The organism is Amycolatopsis sp. NPDC039088, from assembly GCF_055598845.1.
Map to the genome: position 1 here is coordinate 1 of NZ_JBVKAE010000057.1, position 23,882 is coordinate 23,882.

The 23,882-nt window shown below is 70.0% G+C and carries 25 protein-coding genes; 17 read left to right on the plus strand and 8 right to left on the minus strand.

Features of this window, described 5'->3' with window-relative positions; genetic code table 11:
* Positions 1-274: 274 nt before the first annotated feature.
* Positions 275-2,659: a helix-turn-helix transcriptional regulator gene (locus ACZ7KI_RS40335; RefSeq protein WP_470278276.1), complete on the minus strand. Its 2,385-nt coding sequence runs from the start codon at positions 2,657-2,659 to the stop codon at positions 275-277.
* Positions 2,660-2,721: 62 nt separating this feature from the next.
* Positions 2,722-3,318: a QsdR family transcriptional regulator gene (locus ACZ7KI_RS40340; RefSeq protein ID WP_470278277.1), complete on the minus strand. Its 597-nt coding sequence runs from the start codon at positions 3,316-3,318 to the stop codon at positions 2,722-2,724.
* A 141-nt stretch (positions 3,319-3,459) separates the two neighbouring features.
* Between ACZ7KI_RS40340 and bdeA the strand changes: the two genes are divergently transcribed.
* The 10 genes from bdeA (at position 3,460) to ACZ7KI_RS40390 (ending at position 11,894) form a co-directional block, all read left to right on the plus strand.
* Positions 3,460-4,317: a bis(hydroxyethyl) terephthalate hydrolase gene (bdeA, locus tag ACZ7KI_RS40345; protein ID WP_470278278.1), complete on the plus strand. Its 858-nt coding sequence runs from the start codon at positions 3,460-3,462 to the stop codon at positions 4,315-4,317.
* A gap of 101 nt (positions 4,318-4,418) precedes the next feature.
* On the plus strand, positions 4,419-5,177 hold the full coding sequence (locus ACZ7KI_RS40350) for an ABC transporter ATP-binding protein (RefSeq protein WP_470278312.1): 759 nt from the start codon (positions 4,419-4,421) through the stop codon (positions 5,175-5,177).
* The gene (locus ACZ7KI_RS40355) at positions 5,164-5,865 is read left to right on the plus strand and encodes an ABC transporter ATP-binding protein (RefSeq protein WP_470278279.1); all 702 of its coding nucleotides are present in this window, start codon (positions 5,164-5,166) and stop codon (positions 5,863-5,865) included. The genes ACZ7KI_RS40350 and ACZ7KI_RS40355 overlap by 14 nt, the downstream gene beginning before the upstream one ends.
* 11 nt (positions 5,866-5,876) lie before the next feature.
* Complete coding sequence (locus ACZ7KI_RS40360; RefSeq protein ID WP_470278280.1) at positions 5,877-6,755, plus strand: branched-chain amino acid ABC transporter permease; 879 nt, start codon at positions 5,877-5,879, stop codon at positions 6,753-6,755.
* Position 6,756: 1 nt separating this feature from the next.
* On the plus strand, positions 6,757-7,758 hold the full coding sequence (locus ACZ7KI_RS40365) for a branched-chain amino acid ABC transporter permease (RefSeq protein WP_470278281.1): 1,002 nt from the start codon (positions 6,757-6,759) through the stop codon (positions 7,756-7,758).
* Positions 7,755-9,074 (plus strand): ABC transporter substrate-binding protein, encoded by a 1,320-nt coding sequence (locus tag ACZ7KI_RS40370; RefSeq protein ID WP_470278282.1) that lies wholly within the window; start codon positions 7,755-7,757, stop codon positions 9,072-9,074. The genes ACZ7KI_RS40365 and ACZ7KI_RS40370 overlap by 4 nt, the downstream gene beginning before the upstream one ends.
* Before the next feature lie 174 nt (positions 9,075-9,248).
* Complete coding sequence (locus ACZ7KI_RS40375) at positions 9,249-9,986, plus strand: ANTAR domain-containing protein (RefSeq protein ID WP_470278283.1); 738 nt, start codon at positions 9,249-9,251, stop codon at positions 9,984-9,986.
* Between the two features lie 58 nt (positions 9,987-10,044).
* Complete coding sequence (locus tag ACZ7KI_RS40380) at positions 10,045-10,287, plus strand: hypothetical protein (protein ID WP_470278284.1); 243 nt, start codon at positions 10,045-10,047, stop codon at positions 10,285-10,287.
* A 112-nt stretch (positions 10,288-10,399) separates the two neighbouring features.
* Entirely contained in the window at positions 10,400-11,116 is a 717-nt protein-coding gene (locus ACZ7KI_RS40385) for a GAF and ANTAR domain-containing protein (protein ID WP_470278285.1), read from the plus strand.
* Between the two features lie 43 nt (positions 11,117-11,159).
* On the plus strand, positions 11,160-11,894 hold the full coding sequence (locus ACZ7KI_RS40390; RefSeq protein ID WP_470278286.1) for a GAF and ANTAR domain-containing protein: 735 nt from the start codon (positions 11,160-11,162) through the stop codon (positions 11,892-11,894).
* A 44-nt stretch (positions 11,895-11,938) separates the two neighbouring features.
* Here ACZ7KI_RS40390 and fahA read toward each other — a convergent pair whose 3' ends face one another.
* The 3 genes from fahA to ACZ7KI_RS40405 all read right to left on the minus strand — a co-directional run bounded on the left by fahA (position 11,939) and on the right by ACZ7KI_RS40405 (position 14,570).
* The gene (gene fahA, locus ACZ7KI_RS40395; protein WP_470278287.1) at positions 11,939-13,114 is read right to left on the minus strand and encodes a fumarylacetoacetase; all 1,176 of its coding nucleotides are present in this window, start codon (positions 13,112-13,114) and stop codon (positions 11,939-11,941) included.
* Positions 13,111-13,956, minus strand: a complete 846-nt coding sequence (locus ACZ7KI_RS40400; protein WP_470278288.1) for a hypothetical protein — start codon at positions 13,954-13,956, stop codon at positions 13,111-13,113. The genes fahA and ACZ7KI_RS40400 overlap by 4 nt, the downstream gene beginning before the upstream one ends.
* Before the next feature lie 80 nt (positions 13,957-14,036).
* A complete protein-coding gene (locus ACZ7KI_RS40405) occupies positions 14,037-14,570 on the minus strand; it encodes a MarR family winged helix-turn-helix transcriptional regulator (protein WP_470278289.1) in 534 nt (177 codons plus the stop codon).
* Positions 14,571-14,709: 139 nt separating this feature from the next.
* On the opposite strand from ACZ7KI_RS40405, the gene ACZ7KI_RS40410 reads away from it, so the two are divergent.
* The 3 genes from ACZ7KI_RS40410 to ACZ7KI_RS40420 are packed head-to-tail and all read left to right on the plus strand — an operon-like array spanning position 14,710 to position 17,320.
* A complete protein-coding gene (locus ACZ7KI_RS40410; protein WP_470278290.1) occupies positions 14,710-15,330 on the plus strand; it encodes a DUF1989 domain-containing protein in 621 nt (206 codons plus the stop codon).
* A complete protein-coding gene (locus ACZ7KI_RS40415) occupies positions 15,327-16,454 on the plus strand; it encodes an oxidoreductase (protein ID WP_470278291.1) in 1,128 nt (375 codons plus the stop codon). The genes ACZ7KI_RS40410 and ACZ7KI_RS40415 overlap by 4 nt, the downstream gene beginning before the upstream one ends.
* On the plus strand, positions 16,451-17,320 hold the full coding sequence (locus ACZ7KI_RS40420; RefSeq protein ID WP_470278292.1) for a polysaccharide deacetylase family protein: 870 nt from the start codon (positions 16,451-16,453) through the stop codon (positions 17,318-17,320). The genes ACZ7KI_RS40415 and ACZ7KI_RS40420 overlap by 4 nt, the downstream gene beginning before the upstream one ends.
* Here ACZ7KI_RS40420 and ACZ7KI_RS40425 read toward each other — a convergent pair.
* A complete protein-coding gene (locus ACZ7KI_RS40425) occupies positions 17,308-18,870 on the minus strand; it encodes a PucR family transcriptional regulator (RefSeq protein ID WP_470278293.1) in 1,563 nt (520 codons plus the stop codon). The two genes, ACZ7KI_RS40420 and ACZ7KI_RS40425, sit on opposite strands and share 13 nt — an antisense overlap.
* A gap of 118 nt (positions 18,871-18,988) precedes the next feature.
* Here ACZ7KI_RS40425 and ACZ7KI_RS40430 point away from each other — a divergent pair, with 118 nt between their 5' ends.
* From ACZ7KI_RS40430 to ACZ7KI_RS40440, 3 genes are read left to right on the plus strand one after another with little or no spacing between them, the layout of a single operon-like run.
* Positions 18,989-20,197, plus strand: a complete 1,209-nt coding sequence (locus ACZ7KI_RS40430) for a serine/threonine-protein kinase (protein WP_470278294.1) — start codon at positions 18,989-18,991, stop codon at positions 20,195-20,197.
* A gap of 56 nt (positions 20,198-20,253) precedes the next feature.
* Complete coding sequence (locus ACZ7KI_RS40435; RefSeq protein ID WP_470278295.1) at positions 20,254-20,880, plus strand: ClpP family protease; 627 nt, start codon at positions 20,254-20,256, stop codon at positions 20,878-20,880.
* Positions 20,877-21,467 (plus strand): ClpP family protease, encoded by a 591-nt coding sequence (locus tag ACZ7KI_RS40440; RefSeq protein ID WP_470278296.1) that lies wholly within the window; start codon positions 20,877-20,879, stop codon positions 21,465-21,467. The genes ACZ7KI_RS40435 and ACZ7KI_RS40440 overlap by 4 nt, the downstream gene beginning before the upstream one ends.
* A gap of 4 nt (positions 21,468-21,471) precedes the next feature.
* Here the strand turns inward: ACZ7KI_RS40440 and ACZ7KI_RS40445 are convergent, their stop codons facing one another.
* Positions 21,472-21,819 carry a helix-turn-helix domain-containing protein gene (locus tag ACZ7KI_RS40445; RefSeq protein ID WP_470278297.1) on the minus strand — a complete coding sequence of 116 codons (348 nt, stop codon included), beginning with the start codon at positions 21,817-21,819 and terminating at the stop codon, positions 21,472-21,474.
* A gap of 88 nt (positions 21,820-21,907) precedes the next feature.
* The gene (locus ACZ7KI_RS40450) at positions 21,908-22,843 is read right to left on the minus strand and encodes a GlxA family transcriptional regulator (RefSeq protein WP_470278298.1); all 936 of its coding nucleotides are present in this window, start codon (positions 22,841-22,843) and stop codon (positions 21,908-21,910) included.
* Positions 22,844-22,914: 71 nt separating this feature from the next.
* Here ACZ7KI_RS40450 and ACZ7KI_RS40455 point away from each other — a divergent pair, with 71 nt between their 5' ends.
* The gene (locus tag ACZ7KI_RS40455) at positions 22,915-23,250 is read left to right on the plus strand and encodes a cupin domain-containing protein (protein WP_470278299.1); all 336 of its coding nucleotides are present in this window, start codon (positions 22,915-22,917) and stop codon (positions 23,248-23,250) included.
* Positions 23,251-23,882 lie beyond the last annotated feature (632 nt).

The window sequence follows — 23,882 nt, forward strand, 5'->3', positions numbered from 1 at the left end:
CAGAGTCCCTCAAGGAGGCCTTCACGGACTTACCACCCACCACGCCACCTTTGCCTTACCCCTCAATAGAACCCGAATCGCCACTCACGACCAACCGGACCCACGCCTCACCGCGGCCTGCTTCTTGCTCGCGTGATGGCCTTCCGCGAGGAGCGAGGGGAACTTTGGGGGACTCTGGGTCCCTCAAGGAGTCCTTCACGGACCGGCCGCTACCCGTCACTACGCCGGGCGCTCGATCAACGCATTCAGAGGACTAAATGCGGAGGCGTGGGGCTCATGAGTCGGTGACGCGGCGCGCGAGTTCCACGCGTGATCGCACGCCCAGTGCGGTGAAGATGTTGCGCAGGTGGTGATCCACGGTCCGGTGGCTGATCACCAGCCGCCGCGCGATCTCCTTGTTCGTCTCCCCCGCCGCGACCAGCCGCGTGATGGCGTCCTGCTGCGGGGTGAGCCCCGCGAGCGATCGGTGCGGCGTGGACACGGTCTCGCCGGTCGCCCGGAGCCCGGCGCGGGCCCGTTCGGCGAACCGGGTCGCGCCGACGCTTTCGAAGCCGCGCAAGGCATCGCGGAGCTGATCCCGCGCGTCCCTGGTCCGCCGGTGCCTGCGCAGCGAGGTAGCGTACGCGAAGCGGGTCCTGGCGAGTTCCACCGCACCGCCCGCCCGGCGGTGCGCCTCGATGGCCTGCCGGAAGTGCTGTTCCCCCACGGCGGGGTCCGTCGCGGTCAGCGCGTGACATCGGTGGCTCAGCGCGAGCCAGCAGGGTTCCGCGCCGGCCAGCGTCCACCGGTCGAACACCTCCAGCGCCGCCCGCGCGCGTTCGGGCCGCCCGGCGAGCACGGCCGCTTCGACCAGTTGAGGGGTGGCGAGTACCCGGATCACCGGCTGGTCGCCGGAAACGCCCGACGCGAGGTCTTCGAGCCTGCTCAGCGCGTCGTCCGGCCGGTCGTCCGCCAGGTCGAGGCAGGCGTTCGCCCACGCCGCGACGGCGGCGGGCCTGCCGAGACCGCGTTCGGCGATCCCCTCGGTCGCCTCGTCCAGTTCGGGGGCCCGTTCGCCAAGGAGCGCGGCGGCGAGCCCGAGCAGGGTGAGGTGCTCCATCCTCAGGTTGTGGGGCGCGAGCAGGCCCTCACGGGACGCTGCCCGCGCGCACGGGATGCGGTCGAGCGCGATGGCCGAAAGCGAGAGGTAGATCAACGCCCACGGCAGTTCCGCGTGCCGCCTGCCGAGCCGTGCGCGGCTCACGGCCGCCGCCGCGTACTCGTGGGCCCGTTCGGCGTGCCCGCGGGCGAAGGCGGCTTCGGCGGCCCAGACGGCTCCGGCGACGTCGTCGTCGGCCATCCCCCGGCGGACGGCGTCCTCCAACGGCTCGACGGCGTCGTCGTGACGGCCAGCGTAGACCGAAGTGAGGCCACTGAAATGCGAGGAGGCCAGCCCCTCTTTGGTGGGGACTGTCCGCGCCAGTCCCCGGTACCCGCTCAGGTCGCCGCCGAGCCGCCGCGCCTCACCCGCCAGCAGGAGTGCGTCGGCCGGATCGGGCAGCAGTTCCGCCGCCGTGCCCAGTTCGTGGGTGGCGACCGCGGGATCGCCGTCGCGCAGCTCGATCTCTCCGTGCAGCAACGCCACGGCGCCCGGTTCGGCGTCGACCCGCGACAGCAACAGCCGCGCCCAACCCGGCCTGCCCGCCTGCCAAGCGGCGTCGGCGGCGGCCAGCAACCGGGTCGCCCGCACGCCAGGGTCTGCGGTCAAGGCCGCGGCGCGTTCGAGCTGACGCGCCGACGCCGTGTGATCCGCCGCGGGTGCGGCGGCAAGCGCGTCGGCGAGGGGCACCGACGGCGTGGCGGTCGCCATCGCGCGGTGCCAAAGCACCTCCGGTCCCTCGCCGTCGGAAGCCAGCCGCGCGTGCGCCGCCCGGCGATCCGCCGGTGAGGCCGCCGCGGACCACGTCGCTTGCGCCACCTTGCTCGCCGCGGAATCCAGGAAACCGGCCAAGAACCGGACGCGTTCGCCCGACGGCATCGCGTCCAGACGAGCCGCGTAGCCCGCCAACCGCTCCCGCAGGACCGGCGACACCGGCTCCCGGCCCGCGGCCTGAGCCGGGGTGAGCTGCGCCGCCAGCGCGATCAGGTCCGCCGGGTTCCCGCCGCCCAGTTCGACCAGCTGCGGCCGTACCCCGGCGGGCACCCCTCGGTCGCGCAGCAGCAGATCCGCCGCTTCGTCGGTCAGCGGCGCCAGTTCCACGCACTCGAACTCGTCGGATCCGGACCGCGACGCGAGCACCATCCCGACCGAGGACCCGGCCAGCCTTCGAGCCGCGAAACCCAACGCCGCCAAGGACTCCGCGTCGACCCATTGCGCGTCGTCCACCCAGCAGATCGTCGGCTCCGGAAGCTCGCTCAGCCGCTGACGCGCTTCCTCGCCGCCCGAGACCGCGGCGCCGAACAGGCGATGCAGCGCCCCGAACGGCAACGCGCGCTCCGCTCGCATACCCCGCACGCCGAGCAGGCGGACGCCGGAGGCACCGCGCAGCTCGGTGAGCAGCGCCGATTTCCCGAGGCCTTCCGCGCCGCGGACCAGCACGGCCTGCCCGGCGACCGACCGCAGCCCACCGAAGAGGTCGTCCCTGCCCCGCAGCGGGTACACGACGTCCCGGACAGGCATCGGCGCCTCCTCGAAATCCCCCTCGATGAAACACCAGGCGCAAGTGTTTCACAAGGTCTGGTTCACGGAGTCCTGCTCGGCACCCGTCCTTCCACCAGTGCGCCGAGCAGTGTCGACGCCGCGTCGAGATCGGGTGTCCGTGACGCGAGGACGTCCGAGTACAGGAACGCCTCCCCCAGCCGGACGATCGCGTAGCAGAGGCTGTCCAGGCTGACCGCGGGCACGAACCCGCCGTCGTCGACGTCGCGGCGGAGCAGGTCGACGTGCGCCGCGATCACCCTCGGCTGGACCCGCCCGTCCGGATCGGTGAGCAGCCGGATCGCGAGCACCGGCTCGTCGTCGAGGAAACGCCGGAACCCGGCGCTCGCCGCCAGTGCCGACCGGTAGTCCCGCATGATCGCGAGACAGCGCAGTTCACCCGCCGCGTTGCGCACCACATCGCCCTCTTCGCGCTCCCAGGTGCGCACGGCGGCGGTCAGGGTGCGCTCGGACAGGTAATAGAGGGCATCACCCAGCAGGTCTTCCCGGTTCCCGACGCGACGGAACAGGGTGCTGCGCGAGATGCCAAGGGCTTGGGCGAAGGCGGAGGTGTCGACACGGATTCCGCGGTCGATCCACCGGGCCGCCGTGCGGACGATGTCCTCGGCTGAGGGGTTCACGATCGCCGATCGTACGGGCGGTGAGCCCGGCGAGCGTGGCCGCGGACGAAGACTGGCGATTTCACCGATGCAGCCCCCGGTGTCCGTTTGCCACAGTCCATCACCACGGACTGTGTTCAATGGCGAACAGAGAGGGCACTAATGCGTAGTACGACCCGGATCCTTTGTGGACTGGCGACGGTCGCCGCGCTCACTATCGCTCCCACGGCACACGCGGCGGACAACCCCTACGAACGGGGGCCGGACCCGACGGAAAGCAGTATCGAAGCCTCCCGTGGCTCGTTCGCGGTGTCCGAGGTGTCGGTGTCCCGCGTAGCCGTCACCGGGTTCGGCGGCGGCACCATCTACTACCCGACCAGCACCGCGCAGGGCACCTTCGGCGCTGTCGCCATCTCGCCGGGCTACACCGCGACCCAGTCGAGCATCGCGTGGATCGGCCCGCGGCTGGCGTCGCAAGGTTTCGTCGTCTTCACCATCGACACCAACACGATCTACGACCAGCCGGAGAGCCGCGGTAACCAGCTGCTGGCCGCGCTGGACTACCTGACCCAGCGCAGCAGCGTCCGTTCCCGGATCGACACCACCCGCCTCGCGGTCGCGGGGCACTCGATGGGCGGCGGCGGTTCGCTCGAGGCGGCGCAGGACCGGCCGTCGCTGCAGGCCGCTGTCCCGCTCGCGCCGTGGAACACGCAGAAGTCGTGGTCCTCGCTGCGGGTGCCGACGTTCATCATCGGCGGTGAATCCGACACCGTCGCACCGGTGGCTTCGCATTCGATCCCGTTCTACACCAGCATTCCCGCCTCGGCGGAGAAGGCGTACATGGAACTGGACAACGCGAGCCACTTCTTCCCGAACACCGCCAACACGACCATGGCCAAATACACGATCTCGTGGCTGAAGCGGTTCGTGGACAACGACACCCGCTACGAGCAGTTCCTCTGCCCGGCACCGGACGACCGCACGATCAGCGACTACCGCGACACCTGCCCGCACGCCTGAAAGCCGTCAGGTCCCGGCGCGCTCGCGCCGGGACCTGATTTCCATCCCCGTCCCCTTTTTCCGCCGTTGGGAGCTCCTGCGTGACCCTGTCGACCTTCGAGATGTCCGGCGTGTCGGTGACCTTCGGCGGTCTCGTCGCGCTGTCCGGCGTCTCACTGACCGTCGCCCCGGGCCGGGTGCTCGGCGTGATCGGCCCGAACGGGGCGGGTAAGACCACACTGTTCAACGTCGCGTGCGGTTTCGTCCGGCCGGACACCGGCACGCTGACCTGGCGCGGCGCCGAGCTGGACCGGCTGCGCCCGCATCACCTCGCCGGCCTCGGCATCGCCCGCAGCCTGCAGGAACTCGGCCTGTTCGACCGGATGACGGTGCTGGACAACGTCCTGGTGGGCGCGGACAGACACGCGAAGGCGGGCTTCTGGTCTTCGATGCTGGGGCTCCCGCGCCGGACACGGGACGAGAAGGCACTGACCGAGCGGGCGATGGCCTACCTCGACGACTTCGACATCGCCGACGTCGCCCACCGCTATCCCGCGAGCCTCCCCTATCCGGTCCGCAAACGGGTCGCCCTCGCGCGGGCGCTGGTCGGCGAGCCGGATCTGCTGCTGCTCGACGAACCGGCGGGCGGGCTCTCCGCCGCCGAGATCGCCGACGTCGGCAAGCTGGTGCGCGGTCTGACCGAACGGATGTCGGTGATGCTCGTGGAGCACCACATGGATCTCGTGATGGGGGTGTGTGACGAGATCGTCGTACTGGACTTCGGCAAGGTGATCGCCACCGGCACGCCCTCGGAGATCCGCGTGAACCCGGCGGTGCAGGCGGCCTACCTCGGCGAGGAGGTGGCCGGTGCTGACCGTTGAGAACCTGTCGGCGAGCTACGGCCCGGTCCGGGCGCTCGATTCGGTGAGCCTGTCCGTCGCGCCCGGCGAGATCACCGCGGTGCTCGGCGCGAACGGGGCGGGCAAGACCACCTTGCTGCGCACCATTTCCGGCCTCGTCCGGCCCTCGGGTGGCCGGGTCACCCTCGCGGGCCGCGACCTCACCGGAGTGTCCACCGAGGACCTTCCAGGACTCGGCCTCGCCCACGTGCCGGAAGGTCGTGGCGTGCTGGCCGAACTGACCGTCGAGGAGAACCTGCGGCTGGGCGCGCTGGGGGCGCGCGGCCGCGCGACGGCGGCCGATCTGCGCCGCGTCTACGACCTGTTCCCGGTGCTCGCCGACCGCAAGAACGGGCTCGCGCACGTCCTTTCCGGCGGGGAACGGCAGATGCTGGTGATCGGCCGCGCGCTGCTGTCCCGGCCGAAGGTGCTCCTGCTGGACGAGCCGTCGCTGGGTCTCGCGCCGCGGATCGTGGCGCAGATCTTCGAGCTGCTGCGCGGTCTCGTCCTCGACGGGCTGGCCGTCGTGCTGGTCGAGCAGAACGCGCGCAGCGCGCTGTCCATCGCCGACCACGGCGTCGTGCTCAACCTCGGCCAGGTCGTCGTCCGGCGGGACGCGGCCGCGCTCGTCTCGGACGACGGCCTGCGGCACGCCTACCTCGGATTCTGAAAGGGAGCTTCGTGCAGCAACTGCTGACCACCGCGCTCACCGGCCTGACGCTCGGCGTGGTCTACGCCGCGTTCGCCCTGGCGCTGGTGCTGATCTGGCGCGCGACGCGGATCGTGAACTTCGCGCAGGCGCCGATGGCGATGATCACCACCTATATCGCGCTGGTGCTGATCGACGCGGGCTGGTCGTACTGGCTCGGTTTCGCCGTCGCCCTGCTTTCGGGACTGGTGCTCGGCGCGGTGGTGGAACGGTTCGTGGTCCGGTTCGTCTCCGGCAAGGCCGAGATCAACGCCGTGATCCTCACGCTCGGGTTGTTCATCGTGCTGCACGCGCTGGCGGCGCTGGTGTTCGGCTCGCGGTATCGCTCGTTTCCGGCGCCGTTCGGCCTCACCGGCTTCCAGGTCGGCGGCACGACGATCGCGCTCACCGGCTTCGGCGTGTTCACCATCGTCGCCGTGGCGGTGGTGCTGACGGGGCTGGTGCTGTTGTTCCGGGGTACCGATCTGGGCCTGCGGATGCGCGCGGCGGCGTTCGACCAGGAGGTGGCGCGGCTGCTCGGCGTGCGGGTCGGGCGGATGCTCACCCTCGGCTGGGCGCTCGCCGCGCTCGCCGGTTCGCTGGCGGGTCTGCTGATCGCGGGCGGCGGGCTCGTCCATCCGTCCTATATGGACGGCGTGGTGGTGTACGGGTTTGTCGCGGCGGTGCTCGGCGGACTGGACAGCCCGGTCGGCGCGGTGGTCGGCGGGATCGTGCTCGGCCTGTCACTGAGCCTGGTCAGCGGTTACGTCGGCTCGGAACTGGTGCCACTCGCCGCGCTGGCGATCCTCATGGTGGTGCTGCTGCTCAAACCCGGCGGACTGTTCGCCAGTGTCCGCGAACGGAGGGTCTGACGTGCTGCGCAGACATCTGCTCCTCGCGCTCGCCGCGCTGGTGGTCGTGGTGCTCGTCCTGGAAAGCACCGGTCCGTTCCTCAACGCGCAGTTCACCGCGATGGCGTACTTCGCGATCGCGGCAGGCGGTCTGACCGTCCTAACGGGACTGAACGGGCAACTGTCACTCGGCCACGGCGCACTCATGGCGGTCGGCGCTTATTCGACCGCATTGCTGCTGAAGCCGTCGGCCTTGCCGCTACCCGTGATCCTCCTTCTCGCGGTGGTGATCACCCTGGCCGTCGGCGCGCTGGTGGGCGTCGCCGCCGCCCGGCTGCACGGACCATATCTCGCCGGTGCCACGCTCGCGCTCGCCGTCGCCGTGCCCGGGATCCCCTTGTACTTCGGCGAAACGCTCGGCGGCGAACAGGGACTGCCCGTCCGGATGCCGGAGATCCCCACCTGGCTGGCCGACGCCGCGTACTTCGTCACCGGCCAGGACCTCACGCCGATCCGTTACCTCGCCTACCTTTCCTGGCTCGCCGTGATCATCGTCTTCGTCCTGCTGGCGAATCTCTCCCGCAGCCGCGTCGGCCGCAACTGGCGCGCGGTGCGCGACGAGGACGTGGCCGCGGAACTGGCCGGGATCGACCTCGGGCGCACCCGCGTGGGCGCCTTCGTGGTCAGCGCGGGCTGCGCGGGGCTCGCCGGGGCGCTGATGGCGTTGTCGGCACGGCTCGCGGCGCCGAGCGGGTTCGCGCTGACGTTGTCGCTGTCGCTGGTGTCCGCGGTGGTGCTCGGCGGCCTGGGGACGCTCACCGGCGCGCTCGCGGGAGCGGCGCTCTTGACGTTCCTGCCGCCGCTGGTGACCGGCACGGGAACGGATCTCGGCCTGTCCGACATCCAGTCCGCGCATCTGGCGCCGTTGATCTACGGCCTGGTCACCGTCCTGATCGTGCTGCTCGCACCGGCCGGCCTCACCGGCGGGCTGCGGAAACTCATCAACCGGAGGCGAAGTTCATGAAACGCTGGTACCAGGCCGTGGCCGTGCTCCTGGCCGTCACGGTCACCGCCGCTTGCGGCGCGGGCGGCAGACCCGAGGGCGAACAGAAGGGCTCGACCGTCGGTGTCACCGACACCACCATCAAGATCGGCGCGCATTTCCCGCTGACCGGCGTCGCCGCGCCGGGCTACAGCGAGATCCCGAGCGGCCATCAGGCCTACTACGACTACGTGAACGCGAACGGCGGGATCAACGGCCGCAAGATCGAGTTCGTGGTGAAGGACGACGGGTACAACCCGACGAACACCAGCGCGGTCACCAACGAACTGGTGCTCAAGGAGGAGATCTTCGCGATGGTCGGCGGCCTCGGCACGCCGACGCACAGCGCCGTCGTCGACTTCCTGAACAACTCGAAGGTCCCGGACCTGTTCGTGTCGTCCGGATCGCTCCGCTGGGGCGACAATCCCAAGAAGGCGCCGTTCACCTTCGGCTGGCAGCCGGATTACGAGATCGAAGGCAAGATCATCGGCGACTGGGTACGGAAGAACCTGCCGAACGCCAAGGTCGGCCTGTTCGTCCAGGACGACGACTTCGGCCGCGACGGCGAGAAGGGCGCGCGCCGCTACCTCGACAAGCAGATCGTGGAGGTCGCGAAATACTCGCCCGGTAACACCGACATCGCGCCGCAGATCGCGAAACTCAAGGCCGCGGGCGTCGATTTGGTGCTGGGCTTCAACGTCCCGTCGTACACCGCGCTGTCGCAGCTGGCGTCGTTGAAGATCGGCTTCAAGCCGAAGTGGTTCTACAGCAACGTCGGTTCCGACCCGGCACTGGTCGGTTCCCTGCTCGCGCGGTTCTCCGAAGGCAAGGTGACCAATGGCGCGTCGCTCATCGACGGCGTCCTCACCACCGAGTACCTGCCGGGCGTCGACGCCCCGGACAACGCGTGGACCAAACTGTGGCAGAAGGTCTGGGGCGCGTACGGCAAGGGCGGCGGCCTGACGAACTACCGGATCTACGGAATGGCGCAGGCGTACACCTTCGTCCAGGCGTTGCAGGCGGCCGGACGGGACCTGACCCGCGAGCGCGTCGTCGAGGCGATCCAGCAGTCCGGCAAGACGTTCGAAGGGCCGGGCCTGGCGCCGTTCCGCTACACCGGCGACAGCCATATGGGCATCTCCGGCATGTCGGTGGTCGAACTCCAAGGCGGGATCGGCAAGGACCTGACGCCGGTTCTGGTGACCGACATCGGCGAGGCCCCCATCGAGGCGAACGACTCGGCGGCCAACGATTCGCCGCCGTCGAACGGGATCCCGGAGGCGAAGGCGGGTAAGTAGCCGAGAGGGCGCCGACCGTACTCCGGTCGGCGCCTTTTCGCGTCCGGCGTTGATCAACTTTTGCCGACCGATTCTCACCGGGGTAAAATCGGCCCATCCCTTGGGCCCCAGCCGTTTCTCAAGCGTGCCGGAAGACCGCCAGCTTGCTGTCGCCAGAGAAAGGAGTAGCCCGCGATGGCGCGCCGCGTACCCTGCGCCGATCATCTGGACACCCTCACCACCACGGTGGCCGCATTGACCAGGGCGCTGGAAAACGAATCGGACGAGACGGTGGTCCTGGACGCCGTCTGCGCCAAAGCGGTGCGGGTGATACCGGAGGCCGACATGGCCAGTATCACGATCATCCGCGGCGACGAAGCCGAAACGGCCGCGGGGACGGACCCTCGCGCGTTCGCCGTCGACCGCGTCCAGTACGACCTCGGCGACGGTCCCTGCCTGCGCGCCGCGCGCACCGGCCGGATCGTCCGGCTCTCCGTGGAGAACGATCGTGAGGCCTGGCCGCGCTTCACCGCCTCCGCCGGGGAAGCCGGTGTCGGCAGCTACCTCTCCGCTCCCCTCGATGTAGACGAAAAGCTGACCGGGGCCTTGAACCTCTTCGGCTTCGGCACCGGCGGTTTCGAGGACGACGACACGCACCTGCTCCGGCTCTACACCACGGTCGTCGCCTTCGGACTGAGGACCAGACGCAAGCACCAGGACGCGCACGCCGTCGCCCGCCAGCTCGAGGCCGCCATCCACAGCCGGGCGGTGATCGAACAGGCCAAGGGCATCCTGATGGCGGCGCACCGGATCACCGCGAAGGAAGCGTTCCAGCGCCTGATCACCGAGTCCCAGCACACCAACACGAAACTCCACGACGTCGCGGTCAAGTTCGTCCGGGACACCTCCGCCGTCGACTCCCGGCTCCCTTGACATCGGCCTGACGAGTTCCCCGAGGAGACCCTGGCTTTTTCACCCGGGGTGGAGGACCGTGACCACGGTGGATGACCGGCACCGGCACGAAAGGGCGAAGGGGTTGCTCGAGCGACTCCGGACCCGTACCGAGGTGAACCGGGCCATCGGCATCCTCCAGGTCTGGAACGCCTGCGACCGGGGCCAGGCGACGGACCACCTGAGCGCGAACCAGGAGCACCATGGGGAGGCCCGCCGGATGATCGCCGTCGTCGACGCGGCCGCCGAGGGGCGCACCGACCCGGATACCCGCTGGGACTGAACCTCGCCCGGGCCGAGTTCGCTCGTGAGTGCGACAGGGTGAGCCCGGTGCGCGATGATGGGACCTCGAGGCAGTGATTACGGCCGGGTTCTCATCACGGAGGTTGCGGGCGGTGGACGGTCGGCGCCAGGAACGGCTGTGGCGACTCGTCACCGAACGCGTCTCGGACCGGGACTCCGGAGCCGGCTGGGTCGGGGTGGTGTGCGCGGTCGCCGTCGAGGTCCTCGGCATCGACGGCGCCGCGATCTCCTTGCGTGCGCGGGACCACGACCAGGAGCTGATCGCCGCGAGCGACTACTGGGCGGCCTCGCTGGACGAACTGCAGTACACCGTCGGTGAAGGCCCCGGTGTCGAGGCCTTCGTGTCCGGTGGCCCCGTGCTGGTCAGCGACCTCACCGTCGACGAACAACGCTGGCCGGGCTTCGCGGACGCCGCCGCCGGGCACGGACTGAGCGCGGCGTTCGCCTTCCCCCTGCAGGTCGGCGCCATCCTGCTGGGCACGCTGGACCTCTATCGCCGCGCGCCCGGCCCGCTGCCCTCGGAGGAACTGAGCGACGGCCTCGCGCTGGCCTCTCTCGCGACGACCGCGTTGCTGACCGACAGGGGCGACGAAAGTGAGCGGCACGCGCAGTGGGCACGGCCCGATATCGTCGGCTACTACGACGACGTGAACGTGGCGACCGGTTTGCTCGCCACCGAGCTGAAGATCAGCCTCGAAGACGCCCTCCTCCGGCTGCGTGCCCACGCCTTCAGCCTTCAGCGCCCGGTGACCGAGGTCGCCAAGGCGGTGCTCGACCGCCAGCTCCGGTTCGACCCACCCCAAGAATGAGAGCCGTCCGGCCTCAATCGCTTCGTGGTCGTATGCTGACGGGGTGAACAGCCCGGCCACGGACCAGTTCGGCGACACGGTCGCGGAGATCACCGCTTTGCTGGTCACCCGGCACGACGGGCTCACCGTGGCACGAGCCGTCGTCGACGCCTGCGTCGGTGGCCTCGGCGTGGAAGCCGCCGGAATACTGGTACGCGATCCTGGCGGCGGCTTCGAGGTCCTCTGCTCCTCCGACGAACGCTCTCGCTTCACCGAGCTGATGCAGGCCCTCGTCCTTGAAGGACCCTGCCTCGATTGCATCGACGAGAACGCTGTCGTCAGCAGCTCCGATCTCGCGGCCGGGGACCGGTGGCCGAAGTTCACCCCCACCGCGATGGACCAGGGATTCCACGCCGTGCACGCGTTTCCGCTCCGCTTGACCGATCACGCCATCGGCGGGCTCAACCTCTTCCACTCCGCACCGGCCACCTTGTCCTCCCGGCGGCGGCACCAGGCACAGGCACTCGCCGATCTCGCGGTGCTCGGCCTCACCCAGGAACGCGACCAGCGGCGGGTGGAACGGCTCGCGGAGATCACCCTGAGGACGATGAACGACCGGGCACGGATCGGCCAGGCGGTGGGCATCATCGCCGCGACATTGGCGATCACCCCGGACGCCGCGCGCTCGGCCTTGGCCGCGTACAGCGCCCGGACCGGGCGGACGCCGACGGCGCTCGCGGGAGACATCACCGACGGAACGTTCGCGGCGGAAACCTTGCGGGACACGACCTCGCTCTGACGATGCGGGGGTGACCTCCGCGGCGCCGAGCGAGGCGATTCCCTTCAGCCCGCGGGCAGGACGCGGCCGCGGACCTCGCCGAACCCGATCCGCGCGCCGTCCGCGCCCGGCGCGGATCCGGTGATCACGACCTCGTCACCGTCCAGCAGGAAGGTGCGCTCCTCCCCCTTGACCGTGAGCGGTTCCTTGCCGCCCCAGGACAATTCGAGGAACGCGCCGCGCTGGTGCTTCTCCGGTCCGGAGATCGTGCCGGAGCCGTACAGGTCTCCCGTGCGCGCTGACGCGCCGTTGATCGTCATATGCGCCAGCATCTGGGCGGGCGACCAGTACATCTCGCGGAACGGCGGGCGGGCGACCTCCTCGCCGTTCCATTCGACGACCAGGTCGATGTCCAGCCCCCACGGGGCGCTTTCCCGCAGGTACGGCAGCGGTTCCGGGTCCGTCTGGCCGGGCAGCGGGATCCGTGCGGCCTCCAGGGCCAGGATCGGTACCACCCAAGGGGAAATCGACGTCGCGAAGCTCTTGCCCAGATGCGGGCCCAGCGGAACGTATTCCCACGCCTGGATGTCGCGGGCCGACCAGTCGTTGAGCAGGACGGCACCGAAAACGTGACGGGGGAAGGCATCCGGGATGATCGGGGTGTTCAGCGGGGTTCCGGTGCCGACGACGAAACCCATTTCCGCTTCGATGTCGAGCCGTGTGCTCGGTCCGAACACCGGCGACGCGTCGGAAGGGGTCTTGCGCTGGCCGCTCGGGCGCACGATGTCCGTGCCGGAGACCAGGACCGTGCCGGACCGGCCGTGGTAACCGACCGGGAGGTGTTTCCAGTTGGGCAGCAACGGTTCCGCGTCCGGGCGGAAGAGCCTGCCCACGTTCGACGCGTGATGTTCTGAGGCGTAGAAGTCGACGTAGTCCGCGACTTCGAACGGCAGGTGCATCCTCACCTGTCCGACGGGATACACCGCGCCGTCGGGGATCTCACCGGAGACCAGTTCGCGGATCCGTTCCCGGACGGCCACCCAGCGGTCGTATCCCTGTGCCATGAACGGGTTCAGCGACGGCGCGGCGAACACGTCGTCACCGAGCGCCGCCGCCAGGTCGAGGACCGAATCCCCGGCGCGGACGCCGACGCGCGGGGAAGCACCGTCGACGGAGAACACGCCGTAGGGCAGGTTGCCGATGCCGAACAGGGAGCCGGCGGGGATGTCGATCGTGGTCATGCCTCTCCTCGGGGCGTCTCGAGCAGGCCGAGACCGGCCAGCTCGGTCAGGGGGTCGGTGATGCTGCAGGTGCCGAACGACGTGAAGGCCGCGCGGACGGCGGCGGCCCTGCCTTCGTCCCACTCTCGCAGCCGCGAAGCGACCACCGTGCCGTCTCGTTCGGCGAGCAGTGCTTCGGGATCGCCGTCGGCACGGAGGACGGCGTCGGTGGCGAGCAGCAGGTTCAGGAAACCGTGCTGTTCGAAGCCGGTCTCCGGGTCGGTGTTGCGGAGCGCGTGGTGCAGCCCGGCGGTGGCCTTGAACGGGACACCGGTCTCGACCGCCGCCCGGACCGCGGCGGCGAGTTCGGCCTCGTCGGGGTACAGCTCGGCCCGGACGCCACCGGTGCGGAACTTCGCGCGGTGGCCGGTGCCGGACAGGGCCCTCAGCAACGGGATCCGCCGGTCGTCGCGCGGGATCTCGACGAACACCGGGGCGGTGGCGCCGCCGATCGCGGCGAGCACCTCGTCCGGCCCCACCCCTTCCGGGATGGCGATCTCCAGGGCGTCGAGTTCGACCGGCAGCGTCGCGACGGCTTTGAACACACCGTCGAGCTGCGCGGGCCCACCGGGCAGGGTCATCGAGACCGGCAGCGGGGTCGACCGGTCCCCCAGCACTTCGGCGAGGTCGCCGAGCGCGGTGGCGGCGATGACGAGCGGGCCGACGAGGTCGGCGTACCAGGCGGAGACGTGGTCGTCGTGCGCGGCGACGGCGTCCGGCAATGGGGCCAGCCCTGGCGGGAAGACCGCGGCGTCATCGCACAACCCGGCGAAGAGCGCGGGAATCCGTCCGCCGTCCACCATGGTCTCCTCCTCGCCAATTTAGTTCACACTTTGACTACCCCTCGGGCAGCGTAGTCCGGTCTTCCTCGCGACGGGAAGGCCTACTTGCGGCTCCGGGTGCCGAACTCGGCGCGGCTCGTGATCAGCTTGCCCAGCAGCATCACGAGGATGCGCTGTTCGGTCTCGGTCAACGCGTTCGTCCAGCCGAATTCGCGCTCGTTGTGCTCGCGGAAGACCGCGACCATCTCCTCGTGCCCCGCGTCGGTCAGCGACAGCTGCACCGAACGGCCGTCGCGCTCGTCCGGGACCCGGTGGAGCAGCCCCTCCGCGACCAGGGTCTTGACCAGATTCGACACCGCCGCCCGGCTCATCCCGGTCAACCTGGCGGCGCTCGTCGGTTCGAGCGGTCCGGCGAGCCAGACGACGAACAGCAGCCGGAACGCCGACCACGACCGGCCGCGTGGCCGGTGCACCGCAGCCTCTAGATCGTAAGTCACCAGGTCAGAGGCGCGGTTGAGGGTCAGCAGCACCTCGGTCGCCAACTGGTGACGGAAGCCGTACTCCTGCGCGAGCCGCCGGTTGGCCAGCGCCACGAACGACCAGAAATCCAGTCCGGCCGCCTCCACGTCTTCCATCGCCGAACACTAACCCGGTACCGCGAAAATGGTCAAAGTCGAAACTAGTTTGGCTGACTGGAGATATCCACATACAATCGCCCGATTGGTAGAGGTTTGCCCATAGCGAGTCACCCGTCTCCACCGGTTTGCTGAAGACATGACCAGCACGCAAGTCCCACCGGGCACCGCCAGGGCCGTCCGGGTGGCCGCCGGAGACCTCGTCCGGGTGATCGACGTCGAAGGGGGCCAGGTCGGCGACGTGTTCGCGTTCACCGACACCGGAGCCGGAGCCGGGCTGACCGAGCACCACAGCGCCGCGCACACCCGTGCCGCGATCGACAGGCTCTTCCCCGCCGTCGGCGAGTCCTTCGTGACCGATCGGCGCCGTCCCATCCTGACCCTGGTCGAAGACACCTCACCCGGCGAGCACGACATGCTGATCCCGGCGTGCGACCCGGCCCGGTACGCCGCGCTGGGGGCTCCGGGTCACCGATCCTGCGCGGCGAACCTGCGTGAGGCGCTGGACGAGCTCGGCCTCGGCTTCGCGGGCCCGACTCCCCAGCCGATCAACGTCTTCATGCGTGTCCCGGTCGGCGAGGAGGGACGGCTGAGCTGGCTCACCGCGTCGTCGCGGCCTGGCGACGCGGTGACGCTGCGGGCCGAAGTGGACTGCGTCGTCGTGGTCTCCGCCTGCCCGCAGGATCTCGTCCAGATCAGCGACACCCGCCTCTCCCCGCTCGCCATCGAAATCGTCCACAATGGAGGAAACCCGTCATGACCACCACCGTCGGCCACGCCCACCCCGCGCTGGCCCCGATCACGCTCGGCGGTCTCGCCCTGCGCAACCGCTACGCCGTCGCCCCCATGTCCCGCGTCTCGGCGCGGCCCGACGGCACGCCGACCGGCGAAATGGCCGACTACTACGCCGAATTCGCCCGTGGCGGCTTCGGCCTGGTGTTCAGCGAGGGAACCTATCCCGACACGGCCGCCAGCCAGGGGTACCTCAACCAGCCGGGGCTCGCGCGTGACGAGCACGTCGCGGGCTGGCGCGTGGTCACCGCCGGGGTGCGCGCGGCGGGCGGGCGGATGATCGCCCAGCTCATGCACGCGGGGGCGATCTCGCAGGGCAATCCGCATCAGGAGCACACCGTCGGCCCTTCGGCTGTCAAGCCGCGCGGGGAGATGATGCCCGCGTACGGCGGTTCCGGGCCGTGGGCCGTTCCCCATGCACTGACCACGACCGAGATCGACGACGTCGTCGACGGCTTCGCCGCCGCGGCAGAGCGCGCCCGCCAGGCCGGATTCGACGGTGTCGAGGTGCACGCGGCCAACGGTTACCTGCTCGACCAGTTCCTCACCGACTACACCAATCAGCGCACCGACGAATACGGTGGACCGGTCGCCAATCGGATCCGGCTGACCGCCCGGGTCGTGTCCGCCGTCGCGGAAGCCGTCCCCGATCTGCTCACCGGGGTACGGCTGTCGCAGACGAAGGTCAACGACTTCACCTACCGCTGGCCCGGCGGCCGTGACGACGCCGAGGTGATCTTCGCGGCGGTCGCCGAGGCGGGCGCGGACTACCTGCACATCGCCAGCGAGGGACGGAACTGGCTGGAGACCGCGAAGCTGGCCGACGGCGGCACCGTCACCGCCCTCGCCCGTCAGGTCACCGGTCTGCCGGTGATCGCCAACGGCGGGATGCACGACCTCGCCCAGGCGCACGAGGTCCTCACCGGCGGGCACGCCGACCTGCTCTCCCTCGGACACGGCGCGCTGGCCAACCCGGATCTGCCCGCCCGCGTCGCCGCGGCGGAACCGCTCGCCGCATTCGACCGCGCGATGGTCACCCCGACGGTCACGGTGGCGAACGCGCGCCGGTGGCGGGAGAGTCGGCAGGCGTGACGGAACCAAGCTGGCACGGCGGCGCGGCCGCGGTGGCGACTCTGACCTTCGACGTGGACGCGGAGTCCCCGATCCTCGCGCGAGGACGGGGCTACGCCGATCACCTGTCGACCATGTCCCATCAGGCCTACGGGCCACGGGTCGGGGTGCCGCGCATCCTCGACCTGCTCGACGAACTGTCCGTGCCGGCGACGTTCTTCGTGCCGGGCTGGGTCGCTGAACAGCGGCCCGGCCTGGCCGCCGCGATCGTGGAACGCGGGCACGAGGTGGCACACCACTCCTACAGCCACCGGCCGCCGACGACGATGACCGCCGCCGAACAACGGGCCGATTTCGAGCGCGGCATGGCGGTCTTCGCGAGCCAGGGCATCGAGATCAGCGGGCATCGCGCGGCGGGCTGGGAGTCCACTTGGGACACTCCGGGCCTGGTGGCCGAATACGGTCTGAGCTACGACTCGTCGTTGATGGCCGACGACCGCCCCTACCTGATCGAGACCGGGGCGGGCCGGATCGCCGAGCTGCCGGTGCATTGGTCGCTCGACGACTGGGAGCAATACGCTTTCCTTCCCACGCCGCAGATCGGTTCGATCATCGCGTCCCCGGTGCGGGTGCTGGAGATGTGGCGCGCGGAACTGGACGCGATGCGCCGCCATCGCTGTCTGTTCAACCTGTGCCTCCACCCGTTCCTGTCGGGCAGGCCGGGACGGCTGGCCGCCGTACGGGCGCTCATCGAGTTCGGGCTCGGCCTCGGCGACGTCCGGTTCGCCCGGTGCCGGGACGTGGCGGCCGCCGCGCTGGCCGACCCCACCTTGCCCGCGGAACCCTTACGGCGCCTCGAAATCGACCCGGCGGTCTACCCGGACTGAGTCGCCTCCAGCGCCAGGAACAGATCGACCCGGTCCGCGGTCCGCCCGACGTCCCGGCCGGTCAGCTCGGTGACCTTCGCCAGCCGATTGCGCAGGGTGTTGACGTGCACGTACAAGGCGGCGGCGGTGGCCGCCCACTGGCCGTCGTGGTCGAGGAACGCTCGCAGCGTCGTCTCCAGTGCGCCATCGCGGGCGCGGTCGTGCTCGCGCAGCGGACCGAGCAGGGCGTCGGCGAAGGTCCGCCGCCACTGCTCGTCGTGCGATTCCAGCAGGAGCCGGTAGCTGCCCAGTTCGGCGAAACTCGCCGCCACCGGGCCACCGCGCCTGCCACGGAGCACGCGGCAGGCTTCACGACTGCGCGACAACGGCGTGCGCAGTTCGGCCGCGCCGGAGACGGGATCGGCCAGCCCGACGACCACGCGCCCGCCGCCGAGCCGGTGGGACACCGCCGCCGCCAGCCGGGGCGCGAACGTGGCGGGTGACCGGGCACCCGGCCGCCAGGACAGCACCGCCACGACGTCCCGGCTGCCGGCCGCCACGACGGCGGGCAGCCCGTCCGCCAGCAGGAAGTCCGTCACCGCCTCCGCCATCCCCGGCCGGGTCGCGGCGTCGTCGTCGCCCGCGAACGCCAGCGCGAACACCGCCAGTGGCCCGTCCGGGTCGACACCGAACGCGCGCAGTCTGCCTGGCACCTCCGCGACCCGCTGCGCGCCGGAAAGCACCATGTCCAGCAACTCGACGGCGAACCGCATCTCGATGGCCTGCACCGCCTGGTGCCGGGCCACCTCCAGGCTGAGGTAGCGGGCGGTCTGCTCCAGCGCGTCGCGCTCCCCCTGTGTCAGCTCGGCCACGGGACGAAGGCAGAGCAGCGCGGCGTCGGCGTCGCCGATCGCGCCGACCGGGAACAGCGCCGCCCGCGTCCCCGCGCCCAGATCCGCCTCCAGTGGCGGCGGATGCCCGGCCAAGGCCTCCGCCGCGGCGCGCAGCTGTCCGGCGTCCAGCCCGGCACCGGCCGACGCCAGCTCCCGGCCCATCCGGTCCACGACCGCCAGCGGCAGCTCGTGCTCGGAGCGCAGGACCGCCAGCACCCCGGAAGCGCCGTCGCCCCTCGACAACGCCGAGGTCAGCTCGTCGCCTCGGCGCACCAGCGACATCAGCGCGTTCTGCCTGCCCTTGGCCTGGATCGCCGCCGCGGCGCGGGTGACCGCCGTGAACGGCACCGCCACCGAGATCTCCAGCAACGGCAGCCCGGCCGCACGGCACGCCTCGGCGAGCGCCGCCGGTGTGTCGCGCTGCTCGACGCGCAGCCCGAAGATGATCCCGGCCGCTCCCGCGCGGACCACCCGCGCGACGAAGTCCGCCGGCTCGACGCGGTCCAGCCACAGGCCGTTGGTCAGCACGACCTCGCGCTCACGCACGTACGGCCCGGGATCGGGCAGCTCGGTGTTGTGCACCCACAGCACTTGCCCGGTCAGTGCCCCGTCGCGGCCGGGCACGACCACCCGGAGTTCGAGGTCCGGGTCCGCGACCAGCGCCGCCAGGGTCAGCATGGTTGTGAATATATCCAGCCTGCTGTGGCCTTTATGGACAATCAGCCATTTCATCGTTTTTTCATGACCGCTGGTTAGCGTCCGTCGAAGACCCCTTCAGTATTCGAGGAGACCGACTGTGACCGCAGTTCCCCGCACGATCGCCGAGCGCTACACCCTGCTCGAGAAGCTGGGCGGCGAGTCATGGCGTGCCGAGGACGGGCCTGACGGCCGCCAGGTCGCGATCAGGGAACTGCCGCTGCCCACGCTCGACGAGCCTGCCCGCGCGGCACTCGTGGAGCGGCTCCGGCGGGCGGCCGTCGTGGGGGTGGATCATCCGTCGGTGCTGCCCGTCCACGACGTCGTCGCCGACGAGGGGACAGCGTTCCTCGTGACAGACCTGATGGATGCGCGGACTCTGGAGGATCTGACGTCTTCAGGCCCGCTGCCGCCGCGTTTCGTCGCCGAGATCGGCAGGCAGGTGCTCGGCGCGCTCGCGGCCGCGCATACGGCGGGCGTCGTGCACGGGGACGTTCGGCCCGCGAACATCCTGGTGGATCCCGACGGCACGGTGAAGCTGACCGGTTTCGGGATCGCCACCGTCCTGGACCCCTCAGGCACACCGGCTTTCCTCGCCCCGGAAACGATCGCGGGGCATGACCGCACTCCCCATGCCGATCTCTGGTCGTTCGGCGCGACCCTGCTCAGCGCGAGCGAGGGCGGGAATCCCTTCCAGCGGGTGAATGTCGCGGCCACGCTGTACGCCGTCGTCAACGAGCAACCCGCGTTCAACCGGACCCACGGACCGCTCGCGGACGCTCTCCGCGGGCTGCTGGCGAAATCACCGCAGGCACGCATGTTGCCGGATCAAGCGCTTCCGCTGCTGGCCCAAGCCGCGAGCGGAATCGAAACGCCGGTACGGCAGCCGCCTTCTCCCGGCCTCGGCATGCCTTCGGTGTTCGCGATCCTGGCCGGTGTGGTGAGCGTGCTGTTCGGCTTCTTCGTGTTGGCCGACGCGATGATGATCCACCACGCGTACTCCGTGTTCGACACGCTCTGGCCGCCGCTGCTGTTCGCCCGCGTCGGCATCGTGGTCGCGGGTGCGCTGTGGGTGGCCGGTGGCGGTCTCCTGCTCGCCAGGATCCGCCTCGGACAGGTCATGCTCAGCGTCGCCGGCGGGCTGACGCTGCTCACCGTGGTGTTGCTGAACGCGGAAGGCGAATGGGAGCACCTCGCCCACGCCGTGCAACAGGGTCTCACCCTCGACCTCCTCGCTTTCGTCTTCGCCGTCGTCCTGACCGTCGTCGTATGGTTCGTCCCGGCCGAACGTCGTCCTGCTGTGGGCTGATCCGCCCACAGCAGAGAAACCGGCGGACGGCCGGGCCCCGGCGGCATGGTCGGGGCATGACCGACCACGAGAAACAACCACTCTTCGACCAACAACTCCGGGAACGCTTCTTCAGCCAGCGCGTGCTGGTTCTAGACGGGGTGCTCGACGACGACAACGGGACGGTGCTCACCACCCAGCTGCTGTCGCTGGCGAGCGAGGATCCCCGCAAGGACATCGCGCTGTGGATCCACTCCCCCGGCGGATCGGTCCCCTCGATGCTGGCCATCCGGGACGTGATGCGGCTCGTGCCGTGCGACGTCGCCACCCTCGCGCTGGGACTGGCGTGCAGTGCCGGGCAGTTCCTGCTGTCCGCGGGGACCCCTGGCAAACGGTTCGCCCTGCCGCACGCGCGGATCCTGATGCACCAGGGATCAGCGGGCATCGGCGGTTCGGCCGTCGAAGTGGAGGTCCAGGCGGACGATCTGCGCTACACGCGCGACACCGTGCTCGGCCTCATCGCGGAAGACACCGGGCAGCCCATCGACCGGATCTTCGCCGATTCCCTGCACGATCGCTGGTTCACCACCGAACAGGCACGCGAATACGGCTTCATCGACCACATCGTCGAGAGTCTCGACCAGGTCGTCCCGGTACGCACCCACAGGCTCGGCCTCGGCTCGGAAAGGGGTGTCGGCGCATGAGCACCTACACCATCCCCAACGTCATCTCCCGCAGCCCGGCAGGCGAGCGGATCATGGACGTCTACTCGCATCTGCTGTCGGAGCGGATCATCTATCTCGGCACGGCGATCGACTCCGGCGTGGCGAACGCGTTGATCACCCAGCTGCTCTACCTGGAGGCGGACAACCCGGAGCAGGAGATCAACCTCTACATCAACTCCGAGGGCGGTGACCCGTCGGCGATGCTCGCGCTGTACGACACCATGCGTTTCATCAAGGCGCCGGTGGCGACGACCTGTGTCGGGCAGGCCGTCGCGGCGGGCGCGATCCTGCTGGCCGCGGGCGAGGCGGGGCACCGGTTCGTGCTACCGCACACCCGCGTGGTGCTGCACCAGCCCGCGGCGCAGGGTCGCGGCACGATCCCGGACCTCATCCTCCAGGCCGACGAGGTCGTGCGAGTGCGGACGCAGCTCGAGGAGATCCTTTCCGCGCACACCGGTCGCGCCGTCGCGGATCTGCGGCACGACACCGACCGGGACCGCGTGTTCGACGCGGCGGGCGCCGTCGCCTACGGGCTCGCGGACCGAGTCCTGGATCAGCGCGGCTGAGGGCTCAGGCGGCCATGAGCACGGGTCCCGCCGGACGGCGGCCGACCGCGAGACCCGTGCCGCGGCGCCGCCGGACCGTGCCCGCGATGCCGACGAGCAGATCCGCCAGGTCGACCCCGAGCGCGCCGGTGACCGCGGCGATCATCTCGCTGGAGGGCTCTTTGCGGCCACGCTCGATCTCCGACAGGTACTGCGGGGAGATCCCGGCGCGCTCCGCGACGTCGACGAGACGGCCGCCCTGCTCCTCCCTGGCCGCGCGCAGGCTCTGGCCCAGCACGTCACGCCACAGCGGTTCCGGCTCGTGGGTTTCGGTCGAGGCACGCTTCTGGTGGAAAGGGAGGATGTCCGCCATACGGTCATCGTGACATCGGAGCGGCGCCCGGGTGCGCTGTTCCGCTCAAGGCGAAACGAGGGGTGTGGCCCACGGCCACCCGTCCAGGTCACGAGCCTCGGAACGCCCGCCGATAGGCACCCGGCGTCGTCCCGGCCTGTGCCCGGAACCGGCGGCGAAGGTTGACCGCCGACGTGAGCCCGACGCGGGTCGCGATCACCTCCACCGGCAGATCGGTCTCCTCCAGCAGGGTGCGGGCCTCGGTCACCCGGCGCGACAAGAGCCATGCGCCCGGAGTGGTGCCGAGCCTGTCGGCGAAACGCCGGGCGAGAGTGCGGGACGAGACGCTGAGGTGCGCGGCCAGGTCACGCACCGAGAGCGGCGTCCCCACTCGCGCGCCCGCCCACGCGAGAAGGCCGTCCAGCTCGTCCGCCGCCGGCGAAGGCGGGATGTACTGCGCCTGACCGCCGTCGCGGTGCGGCGGCATCACCATGTGCCGCGCGACGAGAGCGGCGTGCGCGGCTCCGTGGTCCCGCCGGACGAGGTGCAGGCAGAGGTCGATCCCCGCGCCCGCCCCGGCGCTCGTGGCGACGTCACCGTGGTCCACGTAGAGCACGTCCGGTTCCACGCGTACCTGAGGGAATTCCTCCCGCAGCCGGGCCGCGTTCGCCCAGTGCGTGGTCGCCGCGCGGCCGTCCAGCAGCCCGGTGCGCGCCAGCGCGAACACGCCGGAACAGATCGTGACAAGGCGTGCTCCCCTGGCGTGCGCGCGCAGGAGCGCCCGGCGCACGGGCGTGGACAACGGCGCGTCCACCGGAGCCCAGCCGGGGATGAGCACGGTGTCCGCGGCCGCCAGCGCGGAAAGGCCGCGTGTCACCGACATCGCGTACCCGGCGGTGGTCGGCACCGGGCCGGGTTTCTCTGTGCAGACGTCGAATTCGTAGTACCGCGGCACGCCGGCCCGCGCCGTCCCGAAGACCTCGGCGGCGATGCCCAGTTCAAAAGTCGACTGAACCGGCCGCACGAGAGCCGTCACGCGATGCATGGCAGGAAAGTACCCCATGGTGTCTTCACTGACACTGTCCGACCGCCCGGAAATCGCGGCACCCTGTGGTCATGCACCCCGAGATCCTTGCCCAAGAGGGCTACACTTCCGTCTCCGTCAAGGAATCCCCCGTCCGCGAGATCTTCCCCGGGATCCGAGTTCGTCCACTGTGGACAGGTGCGAACGGGGCGCACGCCAACATGCTGGAAATGGACCCCGGTACTTCGTGGCCGCGCCGCGACGTCCACGAACCGGGACCTGAGGAGGTGTACGTCGTCTCAGGCACGTTCAACGACGGCGCGCGTGACTATCCAGCCGGGACCTTCCTGCACGCTCCGGCCGGTTCGTGGCATATGCCCGCGTCGGTGACCGGGTGCACGCTCTTCGTCTTCTATCCCGAGGGATAACCAGGGGTAAGGCAAACATGGCGTGATCGCCTCGCTGATGTGAAGGTCTCCTTCCTACCCTGAAGGTAGCGAAGGAGGCCTTCGCGGACTGGTCGCAATCAAGGGCTCCCCACTGAGACGGTGGGGCCTCCTTGACTGTCCACAGGGGACACTATTGGACGACTTCATATCCGATTGATGCCTATATTTACGGTTTCGAAGGGGGTTGTGAGTGCTAATTAGGGTTATTGATGGGTAGGGCAAAGGTGGCGGGTTGGGATCTGGTCCGTGAAGGACTCCTTGAGGGACTCTGGGTCCCTCAAGGAGTCCTTCACGGACGCGAGGAACGCCCCGCACCTCGCCGCGCCGGATCGCGATCAGGGGGCGAAACGCAAGTGCGCCCGGAGCGCGTTTAGCGGGCTAAACGCGAGATGTGTCCCAGCGTCACGGGGGATCGTCCCGTCAGGGTAGTGAAGGGCCCCTTCACTACCCTGAGGGTAGGCAAGGAGGCCTTCACGGCGCGATGACTCATACGCCACGTTTGACTTACCTCTCAATAGAACCCTACTTCGCACTCACGACCCGCTCGCGAAACCACGCATACCGCCCAAGTTGGACACTTTCCCGTGCAAATAGGGTCCTTTGTGGACAGA